At 33.7% G+C, this 22,500-nt stretch carries 20 protein-coding genes, 1 other RNA gene and 1 other annotated feature (1 of these 22 running past the window's edge); of the genes, 20 read left to right on the top strand and 1 reads right to left on the bottom strand.

Features of this window, described 5'->3' with window-relative positions:
* Positions 1-31, top strand: a sequence feature (ribosomal protein L21 leader region); it begins 45 nt to the left of the window's first position.
* A 13-nt stretch (positions 32-44) separates the two neighbouring features.
* From rplU to KA828_RS12275, 20 genes are all read left to right on the top strand, one after another.
* The gene (rplU, locus tag KA828_RS12370) at positions 45-353 is read left to right on the top strand and encodes a 50S ribosomal protein L21 (protein WP_002448968.1); all 309 of its coding nucleotides are present in this window, start codon (positions 45-47) and stop codon (positions 351-353) included.
* A 3-nt stretch (positions 354-356) separates the two neighbouring features.
* Positions 357-677 carry a ribosomal-processing cysteine protease Prp gene (locus KA828_RS12365; protein ID WP_053029576.1) on the top strand — a complete coding sequence of 107 codons (321 nt, stop codon included), beginning with the start codon at positions 357-359 and terminating at the stop codon, positions 675-677.
* Positions 678-688: 11 nt separating this feature from the next.
* Complete coding sequence (gene rpmA, locus KA828_RS12360) at positions 689-973, top strand: 50S ribosomal protein L27 (protein ID WP_011275573.1); 285 nt, start codon at positions 689-691, stop codon at positions 971-973.
* Positions 974-1,125: 152 nt separating this feature from the next.
* Positions 1,126-2,418 carry a GTPase ObgE gene (gene obgE, locus KA828_RS12355; RefSeq protein ID WP_075108334.1) on the top strand — a complete coding sequence of 431 codons (1,293 nt, stop codon included), beginning with the start codon at positions 1,126-1,128 and terminating at the stop codon, positions 2,416-2,418.
* An 11-nt stretch (positions 2,419-2,429) separates the two neighbouring features.
* On the top strand, positions 2,430-2,885 hold the full coding sequence (locus tag KA828_RS12350) for an ACT domain-containing protein (protein WP_070854917.1): 456 nt from the start codon (positions 2,430-2,432) through the stop codon (positions 2,883-2,885).
* Positions 2,886-2,897: 12 nt separating this feature from the next.
* Entirely contained in the window at positions 2,898-3,503 is a 606-nt protein-coding gene (gene ruvA / locus KA828_RS12345; protein ID WP_075108335.1) for a Holliday junction branch migration protein RuvA, read from the top strand.
* Between the two features lie 51 nt (positions 3,504-3,554).
* Entirely contained in the window at positions 3,555-4,544 is a 990-nt protein-coding gene (ruvB, locus tag KA828_RS12340; protein ID WP_075108336.1) for a Holliday junction branch migration DNA helicase RuvB, read from the top strand.
* Between the two features lie 17 nt (positions 4,545-4,561).
* Positions 4,562-5,587 (top strand): tRNA preQ1(34) S-adenosylmethionine ribosyltransferase-isomerase QueA, encoded by a 1,026-nt coding sequence (gene queA / locus KA828_RS12335; RefSeq protein ID WP_053029650.1) that lies wholly within the window; start codon positions 4,562-4,564, stop codon positions 5,585-5,587.
* Between the two features lie 19 nt (positions 5,588-5,606).
* The gene (tgt, locus tag KA828_RS12330; protein ID WP_070854918.1) at positions 5,607-6,746 is read left to right on the top strand and encodes a tRNA guanosine(34) transglycosylase Tgt; all 1,140 of its coding nucleotides are present in this window, start codon (positions 5,607-5,609) and stop codon (positions 6,744-6,746) included.
* A gap of 16 nt (positions 6,747-6,762) precedes the next feature.
* Positions 6,763-7,023 carry a preprotein translocase subunit YajC gene (gene yajC, locus KA828_RS12325; protein WP_011275581.1) on the top strand — a complete coding sequence of 87 codons (261 nt, stop codon included), beginning with the start codon at positions 6,763-6,765 and terminating at the stop codon, positions 7,021-7,023.
* 226 nt (positions 7,024-7,249) lie between these two features.
* Positions 7,250-9,535 carry a protein translocase subunit SecDF gene (gene secDF, locus KA828_RS12320; protein WP_193839256.1) on the top strand — a complete coding sequence of 762 codons (2,286 nt, stop codon included), beginning with the start codon at positions 7,250-7,252 and terminating at the stop codon, positions 9,533-9,535.
* 139 nt (positions 9,536-9,674) lie between these two features.
* On the top strand, positions 9,675-11,948 hold the full coding sequence (gene recJ / locus KA828_RS12315; protein WP_210126312.1) for a single-stranded-DNA-specific exonuclease RecJ: 2,274 nt from the start codon (positions 9,675-9,677) through the stop codon (positions 11,946-11,948).
* Positions 11,949-11,969: 21 nt separating this feature from the next.
* Positions 11,970-12,488: an adenine phosphoribosyltransferase gene (locus KA828_RS12310; protein ID WP_053029568.1), complete on the top strand. Its 519-nt coding sequence runs from the start codon at positions 11,970-11,972 to the stop codon at positions 12,486-12,488.
* Positions 12,489-12,862: 374 nt separating this feature from the next.
* The gene (locus KA828_RS12305) at positions 12,863-15,052 is read left to right on the top strand and encodes a RelA/SpoT family protein (RefSeq protein WP_193839258.1); all 2,190 of its coding nucleotides are present in this window, start codon (positions 12,863-12,865) and stop codon (positions 15,050-15,052) included.
* Positions 15,053-15,067: 15 nt separating this feature from the next.
* Complete coding sequence (dtd, locus tag KA828_RS12300; RefSeq protein ID WP_210126311.1) at positions 15,068-15,520, top strand: D-aminoacyl-tRNA deacylase; 453 nt, start codon at positions 15,068-15,070, stop codon at positions 15,518-15,520.
* Complete coding sequence (locus KA828_RS12295; RefSeq protein WP_075108342.1) at positions 15,517-16,392, top strand: N-acetylmuramoyl-L-alanine amidase family protein; 876 nt, start codon at positions 15,517-15,519, stop codon at positions 16,390-16,392. The genes dtd and KA828_RS12295 overlap by 4 nt, the downstream gene beginning before the upstream one ends.
* A gap of 359 nt (positions 16,393-16,751) precedes the next feature.
* Positions 16,752-18,020, top strand: coding sequence for a histidine--tRNA ligase (gene hisS, locus KA828_RS12290; protein ID WP_210126310.1), 1,269 nt, complete (start codon positions 16,752-16,754; stop codon positions 18,018-18,020).
* Positions 18,021-18,043: 23 nt separating this feature from the next.
* Entirely contained in the window at positions 18,044-19,810 is a 1,767-nt protein-coding gene (aspS, locus tag KA828_RS12285; RefSeq protein WP_210126309.1) for an aspartate--tRNA ligase, read from the top strand.
* A 221-nt stretch (positions 19,811-20,031) separates the two neighbouring features.
* A non-coding RNA gene (gene ssrS / locus KA828_RS12280) (6S RNA) lies at positions 20,032-20,222 on the top strand.
* A 92-nt stretch (positions 20,223-20,314) separates the two neighbouring features.
* Entirely contained in the window at positions 20,315-21,091 is a 777-nt protein-coding gene (locus KA828_RS12275; RefSeq protein WP_053029562.1) for a tRNA threonylcarbamoyladenosine dehydratase, read from the top strand.
* 72 nt (positions 21,092-21,163) lie between these two features.
* Here the strand turns inward: KA828_RS12275 and KA828_RS12270 are convergent, their stop codons facing one another.
* Positions 21,164-22,432: a replication-associated recombination protein A gene (locus tag KA828_RS12270; protein WP_210126308.1), complete on the bottom strand. Its 1,269-nt coding sequence runs from the start codon at positions 22,430-22,432 to the stop codon at positions 21,164-21,166.
* Positions 22,433-22,500 lie beyond the last annotated feature (68 nt).

Genomic DNA, 22,500 nt, shown 5'->3' with positions numbered 1-22,500 from the left:
TCACCTATATATGGCGTGACTTATAATTATAGGAGGTGCAAAGTATGTTTGCTATTATCGAAACAGGCGGTAAACAAATTAAAGTAGAAGAAGGTCAAGAAATCTTCGTTGAAAAATTAGATGTTAATGAAGGTGACTCATTCACATTTGATAAAGTTTTATTTGTAGGTGGCGATTCAGTTAAAGTTGGTGCGCCAACTGTTGAAGGTGCTACAGTTACTGCTACAGTTAATAAACAAGGACGCGGTAAAAAAATCACTGTATTTACGTACAAACGTCGTAAAGACTCTAAACGTAAAAAAGGCCATCGTCAACCATACACTAAATTAACTATTGATAAAATCAACGCTTAATCTATGATTACGGTTGATATTACTATTAATGATAGTGGAAAAGTAACTGACGTTATCATGGATGGTCATGCTAATCATGGTGAATATGGTCATGATATTGTTTGTGCAGGTGCATCAGCGGTTATATTTGGAAGTGTTAATGCGATTCTAGGTTTAACGACTGAGAAACCAGACATTGATTATGAAGATGACGGAGGTCATTTTCATATCAGAAGTGTAGATACAAACAATGAACAAGCGCAACTAATTCTTCAAGCGATGTTAGTTTCTTTACAAACGATTGAAGATGAATATAATGAAAATATCAGATTAAATTACAAGTGAGGTGTATCCCGATGTTAAAATTAAACTTACAGTTCTTCGCATCTAAAAAAGGGGTAAGTTCTACTAAAAACGGTCGTGACTCTGAATCTAAACGTTTAGGTGCTAAACGTGCTGACGGTCAATACGTTACAGGCGGTTCAATTTTATACCGTCAACGTGGTACTAAAATTTATCCTGGTGAAAATGTAGGTCGTGGTGGCGATGATACATTATTCGCTAAAATCGACGGCGTTGTTCGTTTCGAACGTAAAGGTCGTGACAAAAAACAAGTTTCTGTTTATGCAGTAGCTGAATAATTTTGTCTAGTTAACACCAGAAGTGAATGCTTCTGGTGTTTTATTTTGTTTTTATACAATTTAACTAACTTTATTGTGTTAGTTTTTTATACTTTAATGGATAATGATATAATATTGTCATTGAAGAACAAATAGTAAAAGAGGTGAGATATATGTTTGTCGATCAAGTTACAATATCTCTTAAAGCCGGTGATGGTGGTAATGGTATCACAGCTTATCGAAGAGAGAAATATGTCCCATTTGGTGGACCTGCTGGTGGTGACGGTGGTAAAGGCGCATCAGTAGTTTTTGAAGTAGATGAAGGTTTAAGAACGTTATTAGATTTTAGATACCAACGTCACTTTAAAGCAAAAAAAGGTGAAAATGGACAAAGTAGTAACATGCATGGTAGAGGTGCCGAAGATTTAGTATTAAAAGTACCACCTGGCACGATAATAAAAAGTGTTGAAACAGATGAAGTTTTAGCAGACTTAGTTGAAGATGGCCAACGCGCTATAGTTGCTCGAGGTGGACGAGGCGGACGTGGTAATTCTCGATTCGCAACACCTAGAAATCCGGCGCCTGATTTTAGTGAAAATGGTGAACCTGGTGAGGAATTAGATGTTACATTAGAACTTAAATTACTCGCTGATGTTGGATTAGTAGGATTCCCTAGTGTAGGAAAATCAACGTTGTTATCAATCGTTTCCAAAGCTAAACCAAAAATTGGTGCCTATCATTTCACTACGATTAAACCGAATTTAGGTGTTGTTTCAACACCAGACAATAGAAGTTTTGTAATGGCTGATTTACCAGGTTTAATTGAAGGTGCTTCCGACGGTGTTGGATTAGGACATCAATTTTTAAGACATGTTGAACGTACAAAAGTAATTGTGCATATGATAGATATGAGTGGATCAGAAGGCAGAGATCCATTTGAAGATTATCAAATCATTAATAAGGAATTAGTTAATTATAAGCAAAGATTAGAGGATAGACCTCAAATCGTTGTAGCTAACAAAATGGATATGCCTAACGCAGAAGACAATCTAACGCTATTTAAAGAAGAAGTAGATAATGATGTTGTAATCATTCCTGTCTCAACGATTACACGTGATAATATTGATCAATTGTTATATGCGATAGCGGATAAATTAGATGAAGTTAAAGATATTGACTTCAGCGTCGATAATGACGAAGAAGTAGGTGTTAACCGCGTACTTTATAAACATACGCCTTCACAAGATAAATTTACTATTACGCGAGATGATGATGGCGCTTATGTTGTCAGTGGTAATGCTATTGAAAGAATGTTCAAAATGACAGACTTCAATAGTGATCCTGCAGTTAGAAGATTTGCTCGACAAATGCGCTCAATGGGTATTGATGATGCATTGAGAGAGCGTGGTTGTAGTAATGGAGACATCGTTAGAATTTTAGGTGGAGAATTTGAATTTGTAGAATAGGAGTGCTAACAGTGGACAACAAAGATTATAAAAAGTTTTATTTGATACGAGAAGATGTTTTACCTGAATCAGTGGTTAAGACATTAAAAATTAAAGATGCTTTAAAAAATAATCCGGAATTGTCCATTTATGAAGCAGTTAAATTATTCGATCTTTCCCGGAGTGCATTTTACAAATATAGAGAAACCATATTTCCTGTAGATGAGAAAATGCTAGACCATCGTGAATTTACACTCATCCTTTATGTAAATGACATTGTAGGAATGCTAGCACAAGTACTGAATACTATTTCTAAACTACAATTATCTGTACTTACAATTCATCAAAGTGTACCTATGGAAGAGAAAGCTACGATAACGCTATCTTTAAGCGCCCAAAATACTACGATTTCAATTGACGAAATAATTAAAGCTTTAAGAAATATTGATCACGTTTCTAAAGTTGAATTAATCAGTATGAGTATGTAAGGAAGGTTAATAATGTACGCTTATATTAAAGGAAAATTAACACAATTATTTCCAACTCACGTAGTTGTTGAAACATCGAATGGAGTAGGGTACGAAATTCAAACACCTAATTCTTATCGTTTTCAAAAATATTTGGAGCAAGAAGTAGTCATATATACTTCGTTGATTGTTAGAGAAGATGCAGAGTTACTTTATGGCTTCATCAATGAAGAAGAAAAAGATATGTTTTTAAGTTTGATTAAAGTAACAGGCATCGGCCCTAAATCTGCATTAGCAATTTTAGCGACAAGCACTCCAAATGAAGTTAAACTAGCCATTGAGAATGAAAATGACGCTTATTTAACGAAGTTTCCAGGTATAGGGAAGAAAACTGCACGTCAAATTGTGCTTGATTTAAAAGGAAAAGTACAAATTACAACAGAAACAACTGAATCACTACTCAGTATCAATGAAAATAGTTCAAATAATGAGCAACTAGTGAAAGAAGCTTTACTTGCACTTGAAGCTTTAGGATATTCAAAACGTGAAATAGCTAAAGTTGAAAAAGTATTGAACAAATCATCATTTGATTCAGTTGATGAAGCAGTGAAACTCGGCTTAAAAACACTGGTATCTTAATTTTTTAAAAACAGAGACTAAACATTAACTAATGTAACTGGGGGAGAAAATATGGATGACAGAATGGTTGATCAATCTTTGCATAATGAAGAAACGTCTTTCGAGCTGTCACTTAGACCAACAAGATTAAAACAGTATATAGGACAATCTTCAATTAAGAATAATCTCGAAGTATTCATTAAAGCGGCTAAACTTCGTGAAGAACCATTAGATCATGTACTTTTATTCGGACCACCAGGACTTGGTAAAACAACGCTATCTAATATTATTGCAAATGAAATGGATGTTAATATCAGAACTGTTTCAGGACCATCATTAGATAGACCTGGTGACCTAGCTGCGATACTTTCTGGCTTACAACCTGGCGATGTATTATTTATTGACGAAATTCACCGTTTAAGTAGTACTGTAGAAGAAGTGTTATATTCCGCAATGGAAGATTTCTTCATTGATATTATTATTGGTAAAGGTGATGAGGCGAGAAGTATTAGAATAGACTTACCTCCATTTACGTTAGTTGGTGCAACTACACGAGCTGGAAGTTTAACAGGCCCATTGAGAGATAGATTTGGTGTTCATCTAAGATTGGAATATTATAACGAAAATGATTTAAAAGAAATCATTATCCGTACAGCAGAAGTTTTAAATACTAAAATTGACGATGAAAGTGCGACTGAATTAGCGAAACGTTCACGAGGTACACCACGTGTTGCCAATCGTTTATTAAAACGTGTCAGAGACTTTCAACAAGTTAATGAAGATGAACAAATTTATATTGAAACAACGAAACAAGCTTTACAATTACTACAAGTAGATGCAGAAGGTTTAGATTATATTGATCATAAAATGATGAGATGTATTATAAATCAATACAATGGAGGACCTGTAGGACTGGATACAATAGCTGTATCTATAGGTGAAGAACGTGTAACCATTGAAGATGTCTACGAGCCTTTTTTAATTCAAAAAGGCTTTATAGAACGTACACCTAGAGGTAGAAAAGCCACTGCATATGCGTATGAACATTTCAAAAATTTTTAATAAATGAGGGAATAAAAATGAATGTTGAGGAATTTGATTATGACTTGCCTGAATCATTAATTGCTCAGACCCCTTTGAAAGATAGAGACCAAAGTAAATTATTGGTGTTAGGTAGAAAAGATGGTCACATCACACATAAACATTTCAAGGATGTGATTGATTATTTAGAAGCTGGTGATACGCTTGTCTTAAATGATACGCGTGTTATGCCTGCACGATTATTTGGTTTGAAAGAAGAAACTGGCGCAAAAGTTGAAATGCTAATGCTTACCCGAATTGAGGATAACGATTGGGAAGTATTACTTAAACCTGCAAAACGAATTAAAGTGGGTAATAAATTATCTTTCGGAGACGGTAAGATTGTAGCTGAATGCATCAAAGAATTAGATCAAGGTGGACGTATCATGCGTTTACATTATGAAGGAATATTAGAAGAAAGATTGAATGAACTCGGTGAAATGCCACTACCTCCATATATTAAAGAACGTTTAGATGATCCTGATCGTTATCAAACTGTATATGCCAAAGAAAGCGGCTCAGCAGCAGCGCCAACAGCTGGCTTACATTTTACAGATGAATTGTTAGATGATATTAGAGCTAAAGGAATAAATATTGCATTTATAACCTTACATGTTGGATTAGGTACATTTAGACCTGTGAGTGTTGAAGACATCAATGACCATGAAATGCACAGTGAATATTACCAAATGACACAAGAAACAGCGGACTTATTAAATCAAACTAAAAAAGAAGGTCACAGAATCATTTCTGTAGGTACAACATCTACTAGAACCTTAGAGACGATTCGTAGAGATTATAGTGAATTTGTAGCTGTCAGTGGCTGGACTGATATTTTTATCTATCCAGGATTTACCTACAAAGCGATAGATGGTTTGATTACTAATTTCCATTTACCTAAATCAACGCTTGTCATGCTTGTTTCCGCATTTAGTAGTCGAGAAAACATTTTAAACGCATATAAAGAAGCTGTTAACTTGGAATATAGATTCTTCAGTTTCGGTGATGCGATGTTAATTATTTAATGAATGAGAGGTATTAAATATGCCAGCAGTAACTTATGAACATATAAAGACTTGTAAACAATCAGGTGCACGCTTAGGTATCGTTCACACACCACATGGTTCTTTTGAAACGCCGATGTTTATGCCAGTAGGTACAAAAGCAACCGTTAAAACAATGAGTCCTGAAGAATTACGCCAAATTGAAGCTAAAATTATACTTGGAAATACGTATCATTTGTGGTTACAACCTGGAAATGATATTATCAAACAAGCTGGGGGTCTACATAAGTTTATGAATTGGGATGGCCCAATTCTTACTGACTCAGGTGGTTTCCAAGTATTTAGTTTAAGTAATCTTCGTAAGATCAGTGAAGAAGGTGTTGAGTTTAGACATCATACGAATGGATCGAAATTATTTTTAAGTCCTGAGAAATCGATGGAGATTCAAAATGATTTAGGTTCAGATATTATGATGGCGTTCGATGAATGTCCACCTATGCCTTCAGAATATAAATATGTAAAAGATTCAATTGAACGTACGACACGTTGGGCTGAACGTTGCTTAAAAGCGCATAAGCGTCCTGATGATCAAGCGCTCTTTGGTATTATCCAAGGTGGAGAATACAAAGATTTAAGAGAACAAAGTGCGAAAGAATTAGTTGCACTAGATTTCCCTGGATATGCAATCGGTGGCTTATCTGTAGGTGAACCTAAACCAGTAATGTACGAAATGGTTGAACATACTGTGCAATATATGCCAGATGATAAACCACGTTATCTTATGGGTGTAGGGTCTCCAGATGCGTTAATTGAGTGTAGTATACGTGGAATGGATATGTTTGACTGTGTTTTACCAACGCGTATCGCTAGAAATGGTACATGTATGACATCGAACGGAAGATTAGTGATTAAGAATGCTAAATATGCCAACGATTTTAAACCACTAGATGAAAATTGTGATTGCTACACATGTAAGAATTATTCACGTGCTTATATCAGACATCTGATCAAAGCTGAAGAAACTTTCGGTATCCGTCTTACTACTATTCATAATTTACATTTTCTGCTAAAATTGATGGAAGATATTAGACAAGCTATTCGAGAAGATCGTCTTTTAGATTTTAAAGATGAATTCTTTGAACAATATGGGCTTAATGTAGAGAACCCTAAAAATTTCTAAATAAGGAGACAACATAATGAACGTTTCAGCGTTAATTCTACCTATAATTTTAATTATAGTATTTTATTTCTTTTTAATTCGACCTCAACAAAAACGTGCGAAAGAGCATCGTGAAATGATTAGTCGAATTGAATCAGGTCAACGTATTACTACAATTGGTGGTTTAAAAGGAACTGTTAAAGCTGTGGATGAAACTACAGTTGTTATTACAGTTAATGGTCATGGTACTGAAATGACTTTTGAAAAACCAGCGATTAAACAAGTAGACCCTTCTTAATATTAAGGGAGATACGAAACGAATTATCTAAAACTGTCGACAGAGATGATCTTTGTTGACAGTTTTTTTAGTTTTAAAGGGTTAGGTGCAATGATCTTAATTTCACTAATAGATGTGGTATGTTAATATAGATAGGTCATGTAATAACTATGTAATTTTTTATTAACTTGCACATGGTTTATTAAAAGATTATTCTTAGTACATAAGTAAACAATGAGGTGTTCATGTGAAGAAATTTAGTAGGATAATTGCATTCATACTAATCGTAGCCGTTCTATTTGTTGGAATGGGCATGACTTATAAGAATGTAGTTAAAAATGTAAATCTCGGACTAGATTTACAAGGTGGATTCGAAGTGCTTTATCAAGTTAAACCACTTGATGGGGATAAAAAAATCGATGAAAAAGCCTTGCAATCTACTGCTAGAACTTTGGAAAACCGTGTAAACGTGCTAGGTGTTTCTGAACCTCACATTCAAGTTGAGGATCCAGATCGTATCAGAGTTCAATTAGCAGGTGTAAAAGATCCTGATGAGGCACGTAAAATATTATCTTCTCAGGCTAATTTAACGATTCGTGATGCTAATGACAAAGTTAAATTAACAGGTAAAGATATTGTACAAGGCTCAGCTAAGCAAGAATTCAAGCAAGGTACAAATGAGCCAGCAGTTACGTTTAAATTAAAAGACCGTGCAAAATTTAAAAAAGTAACAGAAGAAATTTCAAAAAAACAAGAAAACATGATGGTAGTTTGGCTTGATTTTAAAAAAGGAGATAGCTACCATAAAGAATTAGAAAAACCTGAAGACAAACGTAAATTCGTTTCAGCAGCGTCTGTTGATCAACCTATTAATTCTGATAGCGTTGAAATTTCAGGTGGCTTCCATGGTCAAGAAGGTGTAGAACGTGCTAAACAAATTGCAGAATTGCTTAACGCAGGTTCTTTACCAGTTGACTTAAAAGAAATTTACTCTAATTCAGTAGGTGCACAATTTGGTCAAGACGCACTTGATAAAACTATATTTGCATCTGCAATTGGTGTAGCAATTATATACTTATTTATGGTAGGCTTCTACAGACTTCCAGGTATAGTTGCTATTATCGCATTAACAGTATATATTTACCTTACTTTAGTAGCATTTAACTTTATTTCTGGTGTGCTTACATTACCGGGGTTAGCAGCACTTGTGCTCGGTGTAGGTATGGCGGTAGATGCGAATATTATCATGTATGAGCGGATAAAAGATGAACTGCGAATCGGTAGGACATTAAAACAGGCTTACTCTAAAGCAAATAAAAGCTCATTCTTAACTATCTTTGACTCGAACTTAACAACAGTAATTGCAGCTGGTGTGTTATTCTTCTTCGGTGAAAGCTCAGTTAAAGGTTTCGCAACAATGTTACTTTTAGGTATCTTAATGATATTTGTAACAGCCGTATTCTTATCAAGAGGTTTATTATCATTACTTGTATCTTCTAACTACTTTAAGAAGAAATTCTGGTTATTTGGTGTTAGTAAGAAGGATCGACATGATATTAATGAAGGCGTAGATGTTCATGATCTTAAAACCTCATATGAAAAATGGAATTTTGTGAAATTAGCAAAACCATTAATTGGATTTAGTATTTTAATCTTAATCGTTGGTATTGTTATATTGAGTATCTTTAAATTAAACCTTGGTATTGATTTTTCAGCAGGTACTAGAGTAGACATTGATTCTAATACGAAACTATCACAACCTAAAGTTGAACGTACGATGAAAGATTTAGGATTAACACCAGATCAAGTTCAAATTAATGGTAATGACAACAAACAAGCGACTGTTCAATTCAAAAAAGACTTATCTAAAAATAAAGTCGTAGAGTTAAATAAAAAAGTAAATGACGAGTATGGTCATAAACCAACAGTCAATACGGTATCACCTATGATTGGTCAAGAATTAGCTAAAAACGCAATGAAAGCTCTTATATATGCTGCAATAGGTATTATTATCTATGTATCACTAAGATTCGAATGGAGAATGGGATTATCATCTGTTTTAGCATTGCTCCATGACGTCTTTATGATTGTTGCTTTATTCAGTTTATTCCGATTAGAAGTTGATATCACATTTATCGCAGCTGTACTAACCATTGTAGGTTATTCAATTAATGATACGATTGTTACATTCGACCGTGTAAGGGAGAACCTTCATAAAATTAAGGTTATTACTAAACCTGAACAAATCGATGAAATCGTCAATCGATCTATACGTCAAACAATGACACGTTCTATCAATACGGTATTAACTGTTATAGTTGTCGTAGTAGCGATTTTAATCTTTGGTGCATCAAGTTTATTTAACTTCTCATTAGCACTATTAATCGGATTAGTTTCTGGTGTGTTCTCTTCAGTATTTATCGCTGTGCCATTATGGGGTATTATGAAAAAACGACAACTTAAGAAATCAGATAATGGTAAATTAACGGTATACAAAGAGAAAAAATCAAATGATGAAAAAATATTAGTATAGATTACTAGAGTAGAATGTTGAATTCAATTCGAATTCCGTTCTACTCTTTTTTAACGCTTTTAATAACTTAACGTTGATTACTTTTTATTTAGCTCAATTTTCGGTATAATGGCTTTTGGAAAAAGGGAGGATAAATGACATGATTAAATCAAAATATAATTGGCTATATGAACCTCCAACACAATACATAGATGAAACATTAGCAAATAAACATCAATTAACACCTATTATAAAAAAAGTACTTGAAAGTAAATCCATTACTGAAGATGCGTCTATTAAAGCGATTTTAAATCAAACAGCCGTCAACCATGATCCATGGCTATTAAGTGATATGGAAAAAGCAGTCAATCGAATTAATGAAGCTATAGATAAAAATGAACGCATTTTGGTTTATGGTGATTATGATGCTGATGGTGTCACTTCTACAACTATATTGGTTAATACGTTAAAGACATTAGGTGCTGAGGTAGGTTGGTATATTCCAAATCGCTTCACAGAAGGTTATGGACCTAATGAACTTGCTTTTAGAAATGCACATGACGAAGGTGTATCCCTAATCATAACTGTTGATAATGGTATACAAGGTCATAAAGAGATTGAAATGATACAAGAACTAGGCGTTGACGTTATTGTTACTGACCATCATGAAATTGGTCGAACGTTACCTTCAGCATATGCAATTGTGCACCCAATGCACCCGGAATATGACTATCCATTTCATTATTTGTGTGGTGCTGGTGTGGCGTATAAATTATCTCAAGTATTATTGGATAATCCACCTAATTATTTTGTAGGCTTAGCTGCAATAGGAACGATTGCAGATTTAGTTTCATTGACTGACGAAAATCGTTCGATTGTAAAACAAGGATTAGCTTTGTTAAACGAAAGTTGTCCGATACAAATTAAATCTTTACTTAACCAAGCGGGTTATAATGACACGATTAACGAAGAAACGATAGGTTTCATTATAGGACCCAGAATAAATGCAGTAGGCCGATTAGAAGATGCTTCGTTAGCAGCAGAATTATTAATGACCGAAGATGAGGAAGAAGCGGAATTTCTAGCGGAACAAGTTGAACATTTTAATATTGAACGTAAAGAGATAGTTGCTCAGATTACTGAACAAGCATTAGCTATAGCCGAGGATAAAGTGAACAAGGGCAAACAATTTTTGTTATTAGCTAAGGAAGATTGGCATGAAGGTGTCCTTGGTATCGTAGCATCTAGAATAGTTGAAACCTATGGACTACCAACTTTAATGCTTAATATTGATTTAGAACAAAACCATGCTAAAGGGTCAGCACGAAGTATAGAGCAAGTATCTATGTTTGAAATTTTAAGTGCACATCAAGATTTAATTTCTAAATTCGGTGGTCACCATATGGCGGCTGGAATGACAATGGAAATTGATTATATTGAGTCGTTAGAGCAAGGGTTAAATGAATGGATGCACCAATTATCAGAACATACGTCATTAGAGCCAAACAAACGTGTCGCAGTTAAATTAGAAGAGAATGATATTACGATTAACAATATTCGTGATATTCAAAGACTCAGCCCATTTGGTACGGACTTTGAGAAACCGTTATTAGAATTAGATGACAATGAAGTTGTAGATGTTAAAGCCATTGGCAAAGATAAAAACCACTTAAAATTAATAACTGGGCAATTGAAACTGCAAAGTTTATTTTGGCAAAATGGTGATTTAGCTACGCAAATAGAACTTGGTCAACCAATTAATCTTCTTGGCAATTTGCAAATCAACGAATGGAACGGTAACCAATCACCACAATTTATTATTCAAGATATTGCAACAAATAATGAACAAATATTAGACTATCGAAGTAAACGTAAACAATTGAATTTGGACCCTAATGATACTAATATTGCATTCTTGATTCATCCTAAAAAAGAAAAATTACATGATAATTACTATTATTATGGTGATAAAATAAATGGGGACCATGAAGTCGTTGTCTTAAGAGATTTACCACTTGATTTAGAGAGTTTAAAAATGAGTCTAAAAGAATTAAATTATTCTCAACTTTATTTAGTGTTACAACATCAACAATCAATCTATTTTGATGGTATGCCGACGCCGACGCAATTCAAAAACTGTTATAAAGCACTGATAACTAAAAAAGAAACAAATTTAGAACAAGAAGGCATGTTATTATGTCAGTTTCTAGATGTAAAGCCTAACATTTTAAAATTTATGCTAAAAGTATTTTTTGAGTTAGGTTTTGTAACAGAGGAAAATGGTATAATTAAAATTAAAGATAATCCTAATAAACAAAATATTGAAACAAGTCGTGTTTATCAACTAAGACAATCAAGAATGGAAGTTGAGAAACTTCTTCTTTATGATGATTTTACGCAACTAAAAACTTGGATTAAATCACAAAAGGGTTAGATTATAGGAGGAAATAGATAAATGGATTTAAAGCAATATGTTTCGGAAGTGCAAGATTGGCCAAAACCGGGAGTAAGTTTCAAAGATATAACTACAATCATGGACAATGGAGAAGCTTATGGTTATGCTACCGATCAGATTGTAAAATATGCTAAAGACAGAGATGTAGATGTTGTTGTAGGTCCTGAAGCTAGAGGATTTATCATTGGATGTCCAGTAGCGTATTCAATGGGTATTGGTTTTGCGCCAGTTAGAAAAGAAGGTAAGTTACCTCGTGAGGTCATTCGCTACGAATATGACTTAGAGTACGGAACAAATGTTTTAACGATGCATAATGATGCAATTAAACCAGGTCAACGTGTGCTTATCACAGATGATTTGTTAGCAACTGGAGGTACGATTGAAGCTGCAATTAAATTAGTTGAAAAGCTTGGCGGTATCGTTGTTGGAATTGCATTTATTATTGAACTTAAATATTTAAATGGTATTGAAAAAATTAAAGATTATGACGTTATGAGCTTAATTTCATACGATGAATAATTGACTAGAGTACGACATAAACGTTGCGCACGTTGATTAATTCTTGCGTGATAAGTGGGAGTGAGATAATGAATTCGAAAGGAATTCTATCTTATTCCCACTTTTTGTTACTAAAATAAACGACTTGTTTTTGTTTTAGTGTAACACCATTTATTTATTTAAAAACTTGTAGTATCATAGAACTATTATTTATATAATTGTTAAAGCTTTTATAGTTCTTTTAACATTTGATAAAATTAAAGTAATACTCGCATTTCTATATCGAAATAGATGATATACTCGGATTAAAGAAGGACAATGTATGTTTTCTTAATTTTCAAAAATTCGAATATTGGTTGAGTATTTGAAATACAAATGAGTTGGGGTGTCATATATTGAATAACGAGTATCCATATAGCGCTGACGAGGTGCTAAATAAAGCTAAATCATATTTATCAACTGATGATTATCAATACGTCTTAAAAAGTTACCATATCGCTTATGAAGCTCATCAAGGCCAGTTTCGTAAAAATGGTCTTCCGTATATCATGCATCCTATTCAAGTAGCGGGCATACTTACAGAAATGCGTTTAGATGGTCCGACGATTGTTGCAGGATTTCTTCATGATGTTATAGAAGATACACCATATACATTTGATGATGTGAAAGATATGTTTAATGAGGAAATCGCACGAATTGTGGATGGCGTAACTAAACTAAAAAAAGTAAAATATCGTTCTAAAGAAGAACAACAAGCAGAAAATCATCGTAAATTATTTATTGCAATAGCAAAAGATGTTCGAGTCATACTTGTTAAATTAGCAGATAGATTACACAATATGAGAACATTAAAAGCGATGGCCCGAGAAAAACAAGTGCGTATTTCTAAAGAAACATTAGAAATCTATGCACCATTAGCTCATCGCTTAGGTATTAACACAATTAAATGGGAATTAGAAGATACTGCGTTACGATACATAGATAGTGTTCAGTATTTCCGTATTGTTAATTTAATGAAAAAGAAACGTAGCGAAAGAGAAGCATATATCGCAAACGCTATAGATCAAATTCAAACTGAAATGGTAAAAATGGATATCACTGGTGACATTAGTGGTAGACCGAAACATATTTATAGTATTTATCGTAAAATGATGAAACAGAAAAAACAGTTTGATCAAATATTCGATTTATTAGCTATTCGCGTAATAGTTAATTCTATTAATGATTGTTATGCAATATTAGGATTAGTTCATACGTTATGGAAACCAATGCCTGGACGATTTAAAGATTATATTGCAATGCCTAAACAAAATATGTATCAATCGCTTCATACAACAGTAGTTGGACCAAATGGAGATCCTTTGGAAATTCAAATTAGAACGTATGAAATGCATGAAATTGCAGAACATGGTGTTGCTGCGCATTGGGCATATAAAGAGGGTAAAACCGTCAATGAAAAGAACCAAGATTTCCAAAACAAATTGAATTGGTTAAAAGAATTAGCTGAAGCCGACCATACTTCATCTGATGCACAAGAATTTATGGAATCATTGAAGTATGATTTGCAAAGCGATAAAGTATATGCGTTTACACCTGCAAGTGATGTTATCGAATTACCTTATGGTGCTGTTCCAATTGATTTCGCCTATGCCATTCATAGTGAAGTCGGGAATAAAATGATTGGTGCTAAAGTAAACGGTAAAATTGTCCCAATTGATTATGTCCTACAAACTGGAGATATTATTGAAATTCGCACCAGCAAGCATTCGTATGGGCCAAGTAGAGATTGGCTCAAAATAGTTAAATCATCAAGTGCTAAAAGTAAAATAAAAGGATTCTTTAAAAAGCAAGACCGTTCCTCTAACATTGAAAAAGGTAAATTTATGGTTGAAGCTGAAATTAAGGAACAAGGCTTTAGAGTAGATGATATTTTAACGGATAAAAATATTGAAGTCGTCAATGAAAAATATAATTTTGCCAATGATGATGATTTATTTGCCGCTGTTGGTTTTGGTGGTGTAACAGCACTTCAAGTTGTGAATAAATTAACGGAAAGACAACGAATTCAAGACAAGCAAAAAGCACTTAACGAAGCACAAGAAGTGATTAAGTCATTACCAATTAAAGAAGATATCATTACAGATAGTGGTGTTTATGTTGAAGGTATTGAGAACGTTTTAATCAAGCTTTCAAAATGTTGTAATCCAATCCCGGGAGATGATATTGTAGGATATATCACTAAGGGACATGGCATTAAAGTACATCGTACAGATTGTCCAAATGTTAAAAATGAAACAGAGCGATTAATCGCAGTTGAATGGGTAAAATCTAAAGATTCAACACAACGATACCAAGTTGACCTAGAGGTAAGTGCTTATGATCGTAATGGTTTATTAAATGAAGTAATACAAGCTGTTAATTCTACAGTTGGAAGTATTATCAAAATTAATGGACGTTCTGATACAGATAAAAATGCGATTATTACAATTAGTGTTATGGTACGTAACGTTAATGATGTCTTCCGTGTTGTGGAGAAACTTAAACAACTAAGTGATGTATACACTGTAAGTAGAGTATGGAATTAATGAGGTGCTATTAATATGAGAGTAGTTGTACAAAGAGTAAAAAGAGCAGCAGTTACAAATGACAGCATTCATAATGAAATAGACAAAGGTTATTGCTTGTTAGTTGGTATAGGTAAAGAAACAACTGAAGCCGACATAGAAGCAGTTGCTAAAAAAATCATAAATGCACGTTTGTTTGAAGATGATAATGGCAAACTTAATTTAAATATTCAACAGGTGGATGGTCAAATTTTATCTATTTCACAATTTACATTATATGCTGACGTTCGTAAGGGTAATCGGCCTGGATTTTCAAATTCAAAGAACCCTGAAGAAGCCAATGCGTTATATGAAAAATTTAACACTGCCTTAAGATCGTACAATGTTGAAGTGCAAACTGGTGAATTTGGCACGGACATGGAAGTTGAAATTATAAATGATGGTCCAGTTACAATTATTTATGAAAGTCAGGATGGCAAAATATTATGAATAAAATAGATGCATGGTTATCTAAACATGATCTTAAAAATCTAACAACATTGGTTGTTGTATGTGCATTTATATTATTTTTAATATTATTATATATGCTTATGAATCATAGTGATCAAGGAAGCAATAGAATTACAGTTTCTGAAGATGCTGAATTACGTACTGGTCCCAATGCCGCCTATCCTGTGATTTATCATGTCGATAAAGGCGACACATTCACTAGAGTAGGTAAATCTGGTAAATGGATAGAAGTTGAAAGTAGAGATGGCACTGAAAAGGGATGGATAGCTGGATGGCATACAAGCTTAAATATTGAAGCGGATGCTAACAAGAATGAAAACCCTTTGAAAAATAAGGTCATTGTCTTAGATCCTGGACATGGAGGCAATGACCAAGGTGCATCCAGTAATACTACAAAAAAGAGTTTAGAGAAGAATTATACTTTGAAAACTGCAAAAGAATTGAAGCGTGCACTTGAAAAAGCAGGTGCAACAGTAAAGTTAACGAGATCAGATGATACTTATGTTAGTCTAGATGATAGAAAAATGAATGGTGATGCTTTTATCAGTATACATAATGATTCTCTTGATAGTCCTAATGCAAATGGTGCAACGGTTTATTGGTTTAAAGATAATCAGGAAACATTAGCAGAGACGTTGAATGCTAATATTCAAAAGAAAGCATTATTATCTAATAGGGGCACACGACAAGAGAACTTCCAAGTACTTAGACAAACGAATAAGCCAGCTGTATTATTAGAGCTTGGTTATATTAGTAATCCAACTGATGAAGTAATGATCAGAGATCAAATCCATAGACAAGTTGTTGAAGAAGCTGTTGTTGATGGATTAAAACAATATTTTGCATCTTAAAGCTTGCAAACTATACATAAACTCGTTATCATAGTTATTGAACTTTATAAATAATACCGATATGATTCTTGAAAGTATAAATGAAAGAGACAACAATTCATATAATTGTGTAGAGATATAATCCTTGGCTGGAAGATTATACTGAGTAATTTATAACTTTGAACACAAGAACAGGTGCTTTAATAGATTAAGCCGATTGACGTACGTTACGCGTTTTGAGTGGTAACTTAGTTTAAGAAATAGACTTCGTTACAATTAGGGTGGCAACACGGCGATTCGTCCCTTGTATAGTAGTTATACTATATAAGGGGCTTTTTTTATTAAAGAGAGTTTAAAAAAGAAAATGAAGGAGTGATTGTGTGATTAGAATTCCTAGAGGTACACAAGACATCTTACCTGAAGAGTCTAGTAAGTGGCGCTATATAGAAAACCAATTAGACGAATTAATGAAATTATACAATTATAAAGAAATACGCACACCTATTTTTGAAAGTACAGATTTATTCGCTCGTGGCGTCGGCGATTCTACTGATGTCGTACAAAAAGAAATGTACACGTTCAAAGATAAAGGTGATAGAAGTATAACATTAAGACCAGAAGGAACAGCAGCAGTTGTGCGTTCTTATATTGAAAATAAAATGCAAGGGTTACCAAATCAACCTGTCAAACTATACTATAATGGTCCAATGTTTAGATACGAACGTAAGCAAAAAGGGCGTTATCGTCAATTTAATCAATTTGGTGTTGAAGCAATTGGTGCTGAAAATCCAAGTATGGATGCAGAAGTTTTAGCAATGGTGATGCATATATATGAATCATTTGGCTTAAAACATCTAAAATTAGTTATCAATAGTATTGGTGATGCTGATTCACGTAAAGAATATAATGAAGCACTTATTCGTCATTTCGAACCAGTTATTGATACGTTTTGTGATGATTGTAAATCAAGACTGCATACTAATCCGATGAGAATATTGGATTGTAAAATAGATAGAGATAAAGAAGCGGTTAAAAATGCGCCGAGAATTACTGACTATTTAAATGAAGAGTCAAAAGCTTATTATGATGAGGTCAAAAGTCATTTGGATCGTTTAGGTATTTCATATGTGGAAGATCCAAATCTTGTACGTGGACTTGATTATTATACACACACTGCTTTTGAATTAATGATGGACAATCCTAATTATGACGGTGCTATAACTACTTTATGTGGTGGTGGTCGTTATAATGGTTTACTTGAACTATTAGATGGACCAAGTCAAACAGGTATTGGTTTCGCATTAAGTATCGAAAGATTGTTGTTAGCACTTGAAGAAGAAGGTATTGAACTTAACGTTGAGGATGAGTTTGATTTATTTATTGTTACAATGGGCGAAGAAGCTGAAAGATATAGTGTTAAGCTTTTAAATCAATTGAGAAAAGCTGGCGTAAGAGCCGATAAAGACTATTTGCAACGTAAAATAAAAGGCCAAATGAAACAAGCCGATCGTTTAAATGCTAAATATACAGTTGTCATTGGTGATCAAGAACTCGAGAATGAAACGATTGACGTTAAAGACATGACGACTGGTGAATCTGAAACAATTAAGTTAACAAACTTAGTGAATTATTTTCAAAACAAAAAATAAATGATTATAAAAGGAGAATATAAATGAGTAAAAGAACAACATATTGTGGTTTGGTTACAGAAGAACTTTTAGATCAAAAAGTTACTTTAAAAGGTTGGATTCATAATCGCCGTGATTTAGGCGGTTTAATCTTTGTAGACTTACGTGACCGTGAAGGTATTGTGCAAATTGTATTTAATCCTGATTTCTCAGAGGAAGCATTGAGTATTGCTGAGACAGTTAGATCTGAATATGTCGTTGAAGTTGAAGGTACAGTAACTAAAAGAGATGAAGATACTGTAAATCCTAAAATTAAAACGGGACAGGTAGAAGTTCAAGTTTCAAAAATTACAATTATTAATAAATCAGAAACACCACCATTTTCAATCAATGAAGAAAATCAAAATGTCGATGAAAATATTCGTTTAAAATATCGCTATTTAGATCTTAGACGTCCAGAGTTAGCACAAACATTTAAAATGAGACATCAAACAACACGTTCTATTCGCGAATATTTAGATAATAATGGCTTTTTCGATATCGAAACGCCTGTTTTAACGAAATCTACGCCAGAAGGTGCGAGAGATTATTTAGTACCTTCTCGTGTACATGAAGGTGAATTTTATGCTTTACCACAATCACCACAATTGTTTAAACAATTATTAATGATTAGTGGCTTTGATAAATACTATCAAATCGTTAAATGTTTCCGAGATGAAGATTTACGTGCTGATCGTCAGCCAGAATTCACTCAAGTCGATATTGAAATGAGTTTCGTTGATCAAGAAGACATCATCGAGATGGGTGAAGAGATGTTACGTAAAGTTGTAAAAGATGTTAAAGGTATTGATGTTCAAGGTCCTTTCCCTAGAATGACTTACGAAGAAGCAATGAGACGTTATGGCTCAGATAAGCCAGATACACGTTTTGACATGGAACTTAAAGATGTATCACAATTAGGTCGAGAAATGGACTTTAAAGTATTTAAAGATACTGTTGAAAATAATGGTGAAGTAAAAGCAATAGTAGCAAAAGGTGCTGCTGATAACTATACTCGTAAAGATATGGATGCATTAACAGAGTTTGTTAATATTTATGGTGCAAAAGGGCTTGCATGGGTGAAAGTTGTTGAGGAAGGATTAAGTGGTCCTATTGCGCGTTTCTTTGAAGATGCGAATGTATCAACATTAAAAGAACTTACACAAGCTGAACCAGGAGACTTAGTAATGTTTGTTGCTGATAAGCCAAATGTAGTAGCTCAAAGTTTAGGTGCTTTACGTATTAAAATTGCTAAAGAGCTAAATCTAATTGATGAAACAAAACTTAATTTCCTATGGGTAACAGATTGGCCATTGCTAGAATACGATGAAGATGCTAAACGTTATGTTGCAGCTCATCATCCATTTACATCTCCTAAACAAGAGGATATTAGCAAATTGGATTCAGAGCCTGAAAATGCACAAGCGAATGCATATGATATTGTCTTAAATGGTTATGAATTAGGTGGCGGTTCAATCAGAATTGCTGATGGTGAATTACAAGAAAAAATGTTCGAAGTACTAGGATTTACCAAAGAACAAGCAAGAGAACAATTTGGTTTCCTATTAGATGCATTTAAATATGGTGCACCGCCACATGGTGGTATTGCTTTAGGTTTAGACCGTTTAGTCATGTTATTAACGAATCGTACAAACTTACGTGACACAATTGCATTCCCTAAAACTGCGTCTGCAACATGCTTACTAACAGACGCACCAGGTGAAGTTTCTGACAAGCAATTAGAAGAATTATCACTACGTATTTGTCATTAAACTTAATAGTGTTTATTACAGTCATCAAAATCGTTATCGATTTTGGTGGCTTTTTAAAATTTTAAATTATTTTAGATATACGTTTATTGATTTATAACAACTATAATTATATTATGTAAACTTATAATATTTAAATTTTTAGGTTCACAAAAAATACAATTCTAAACAAGTAATAAGGATTTCTTTATCTTGGTCTCTGTGGTAATATATTCATATAAGGTAGTCATCTGTATTGTTCGTATGTTTGCTTTTTATTTGGGCCTAACACTTTTTGATCAGGGAGCCCAATAGGTTTTCTTGCAGCGCACACGCCTCAATTGGAGGACTTGCAAAACAAGAAACAGGGCACCCACCTGTATATAGCAGGCCGAATGATCAAGCTTTTTATAACTACGGCAATTACGGACTCTACCGGTACGCAAGGCTTTTTAAGTCTTGCGTATTTTTATTTGTCTTTTTCTGTTAATATTAAATTATCGTATTGTTTTTATAAAGGAGTTTAAAATGAAACATCAATTTTCAAGAAATGAATTAGCATATGGACAAGAAGGTTTAGATTTATTAAAAGAGAAAACAGTAGTTGTCCTTGGTGTAGGTGGTGTAGGCTCATTTGCTGCAGAAGCATTAGCACGAACTAATATTGGTCATATCATTTTAATCGACAAAGATGATGTAGATATTACTAATGTCAATCGTCAAATACATGCACTTACAACAACCATTGGACAAAGTAAAGTCACATTGATGGAAGAACGAATTAAATTAATTAATCCTGAGTGTAAAGTGACACCACTTCATATGTTTTATACTGAAGAGACATATGAAGAACTGTTCAATAACTATGATATTGATTACTTTATCGATGCGAGTGATACAATTATTTATAAAGTGCATTTAATGAAAGAATGCTTAGAGAGAAATATTAAAGTAATTTCAAGTATGGGTGCAGCTAATAAAACGGATCCTACACGTTTCCGAATTGCTGATATTTCGAAAACATTTATGGATCCTATGGCTAAAATTATTCGAAATAAATTAAAACGTCAAGGGATAAAAAAAGGCGTGCCGGTTGTATTTTCTGATGAAAGTCCAATTGTAATTCGTGAAGATGTTAAGGCCACAGTTGGAGATGCTAACGCTATTAATCGAAAAGGACAAATGCCACCGTCATCTAACGCATTTGTACCTAGCACGGTTGGATTAATTTGTGCTAGTTATGTTGTAAATGATATTTTAAAAAACATTCCTGTTCGACGTATTAAGGATAAAGGTAACTTATAAATATAAAGACTATGAATCAAACGAAATGCCAGTAATACATTGCATTGGCTTCGTGTAATTCATAGTCTTTTGTTATTTTTGATTTCTTAAATTATCATATATAGTTTTAAATTGTTGTTCACTTTTTGAGGTTGTTTTAGGTTGATAATAGACTTTATCTTTTAGTTTATCAGGTAAATACTGTTGTACGACATGACCATTCTCATAGTTGTGAGGATACTTATAACCAGTGGCGCGACCTAACGCTTTAGCACCGGTATAATGGCCATCTCGTAAATGATTCGGTATTTGACCTATATTTCCTTGGCGGATGTCGCTTAGTGCATTATCAATTGATGTAATAGCTGAATTTGATTTAGGCGATAACGATAGCTCAATAACTGCTTGACTAAGCGGAATTCTCGCTTCTGGAAATCCTAATCGCTCTGCTGATTGAATAGCTGCAAGGGTTCGTTGTCCTGCATTAGGGGAAGCTAAGCCTACATCTTCGTAACTAATGACTAATAAGCGTCTAACAATTGTTGGTAAATCGCCAGCTTCAATTAATCTTGCCAAATAATGAAGCGCGGCATTAACATCACTACCTCTAATCGATTTTTGAAATGCACTCATAACATCATAATGCATATCTCCATCTTTATCACTGACAAAAGCACCTTTTTGAAGACAATCTTTAGCATCCTCAAGTGTGATATGTCTATTTTCATCAACTATTGGTGAACTTAAGACAGCCAGCTCGAGCGCATTCAATGCACTTCTAACATCACCTTGGCTTTGAGTAGCAAAATAGTCTAATGCATCTTCATCAACTACAGGTTTATAGTCAGCTAATCCACGTTCTGAATCACTAAGTGCTCTCTCAATAGCAAGTCGCACATCATTGTGATCTAAAGCGTATAACTCAAATATTTGAGCTCTAGAACGAATAGCGGGATTAATAGCATGGTAAGGGTTAGAGGTTGTCGCTCCAATTAAAACGATTTTGCCATTCTCTAAATGAGGTAATAAAAAATCTTGCTTAGCTTTATCTAATCGGTGAATTTCATCTAATAAAAGAATGACTTGTCCAGACATCTTAGCTTCTTCAACAACCATTTGCATATCTTTTTTTGAATTAGTAACCGCATTTAATTGTCTAAATTTATATTCAGTACTACCAGAAATTGCATTCGCGATACTTGTTTTACCAATTCCTGGTGGTCCGTAAAATATCATTGAAGATAATCTCTTAGTTTCAACCATACGTCTAATGATGCCTCTAGGTCCCACTAGATGTTGTTGAGAGATTATCTCATCGATATTAGTAGGTCTCATTCTTGAGGCTAAAGGTTCAGTAGTCACGATTTTCACACCTTTCTATTACTATCTTAACTGAAAAAATGCTAGAATGGTATTATATATTATTCGAA

Origin of the sequence: Staphylococcus sp. GDY8P85P, from assembly GCF_017892405.1 — a bacterium.
Taxonomy (GTDB): domain Bacteria; phylum Bacillota; class Bacilli; order Staphylococcales; family Staphylococcaceae; genus Staphylococcus; species Staphylococcus borealis.
Note: the sequence above shows the minus strand (reverse complement) of the source record. Positions and strands in the feature narration are given on the sequence as shown.

Bases quoted from the DNA above. Each gene is read 5' to 3' on its own strand.
- tgt (WP_070854918.1), top strand. From the start codon at position 5,607: ATGCCAGCAGTAACTTATGAACATATAAAGACTTGTAAACAATCAGGT.
- recJ (WP_210126312.1), top strand. From the start codon at position 9,675: ATGATTAAATCAAAATATAATTGGCTATATGAACCTCCAACACAATAC.
- queA (WP_053029650.1), top strand. From the start codon at position 4,562: ATGAATGTTGAGGAATTTGATTATGACTTGCCTGAATCATTAATTGCT.
- rpmA (WP_011275573.1), top strand. From the start codon at position 689: ATGTTAAAATTAAACTTACAGTTCTTCGCATCTAAAAAAGGGGTAAGT.
- ruvA (WP_075108335.1), top strand. From the start codon at position 2,898: ATGTACGCTTATATTAAAGGAAAATTAACACAATTATTTCCAACTCAC.
- yajC (WP_011275581.1), top strand. From the start codon at position 6,763: ATGAACGTTTCAGCGTTAATTCTACCTATAATTTTAATTATAGTATTT.
- KA828_RS12310 (WP_053029568.1), top strand. From the start codon at position 11,970: ATGGATTTAAAGCAATATGTTTCGGAAGTGCAAGATTGGCCAAAACCG.
- KA828_RS12275 (WP_053029562.1), top strand. From the start codon at position 20,315: ATGAAACATCAATTTTCAAGAAATGAATTAGCATATGGACAAGAAGGT.
- dtd (WP_210126311.1), top strand. From the start codon at position 15,068: ATGAGAGTAGTTGTACAAAGAGTAAAAAGAGCAGCAGTTACAAATGAC.
- obgE (WP_075108334.1), top strand. From the start codon at position 1,126: ATGTTTGTCGATCAAGTTACAATATCTCTTAAAGCCGGTGATGGTGGT.
- KA828_RS12295 (WP_075108342.1), top strand. From the start codon at position 15,517: ATGAATAAAATAGATGCATGGTTATCTAAACATGATCTTAAAAATCTA.
- KA828_RS12365 (WP_053029576.1), top strand. From the start codon at position 357: ATGATTACGGTTGATATTACTATTAATGATAGTGGAAAAGTAACTGAC.
- aspS (WP_210126309.1), top strand. From the start codon at position 18,044: ATGAGTAAAAGAACAACATATTGTGGTTTGGTTACAGAAGAACTTTTA.
- ruvB (WP_075108336.1), top strand. From the start codon at position 3,555: ATGGATGACAGAATGGTTGATCAATCTTTGCATAATGAAGAAACGTCT.
- rplU (WP_002448968.1), top strand. From the start codon at position 45: ATGTTTGCTATTATCGAAACAGGCGGTAAACAAATTAAAGTAGAAGAA.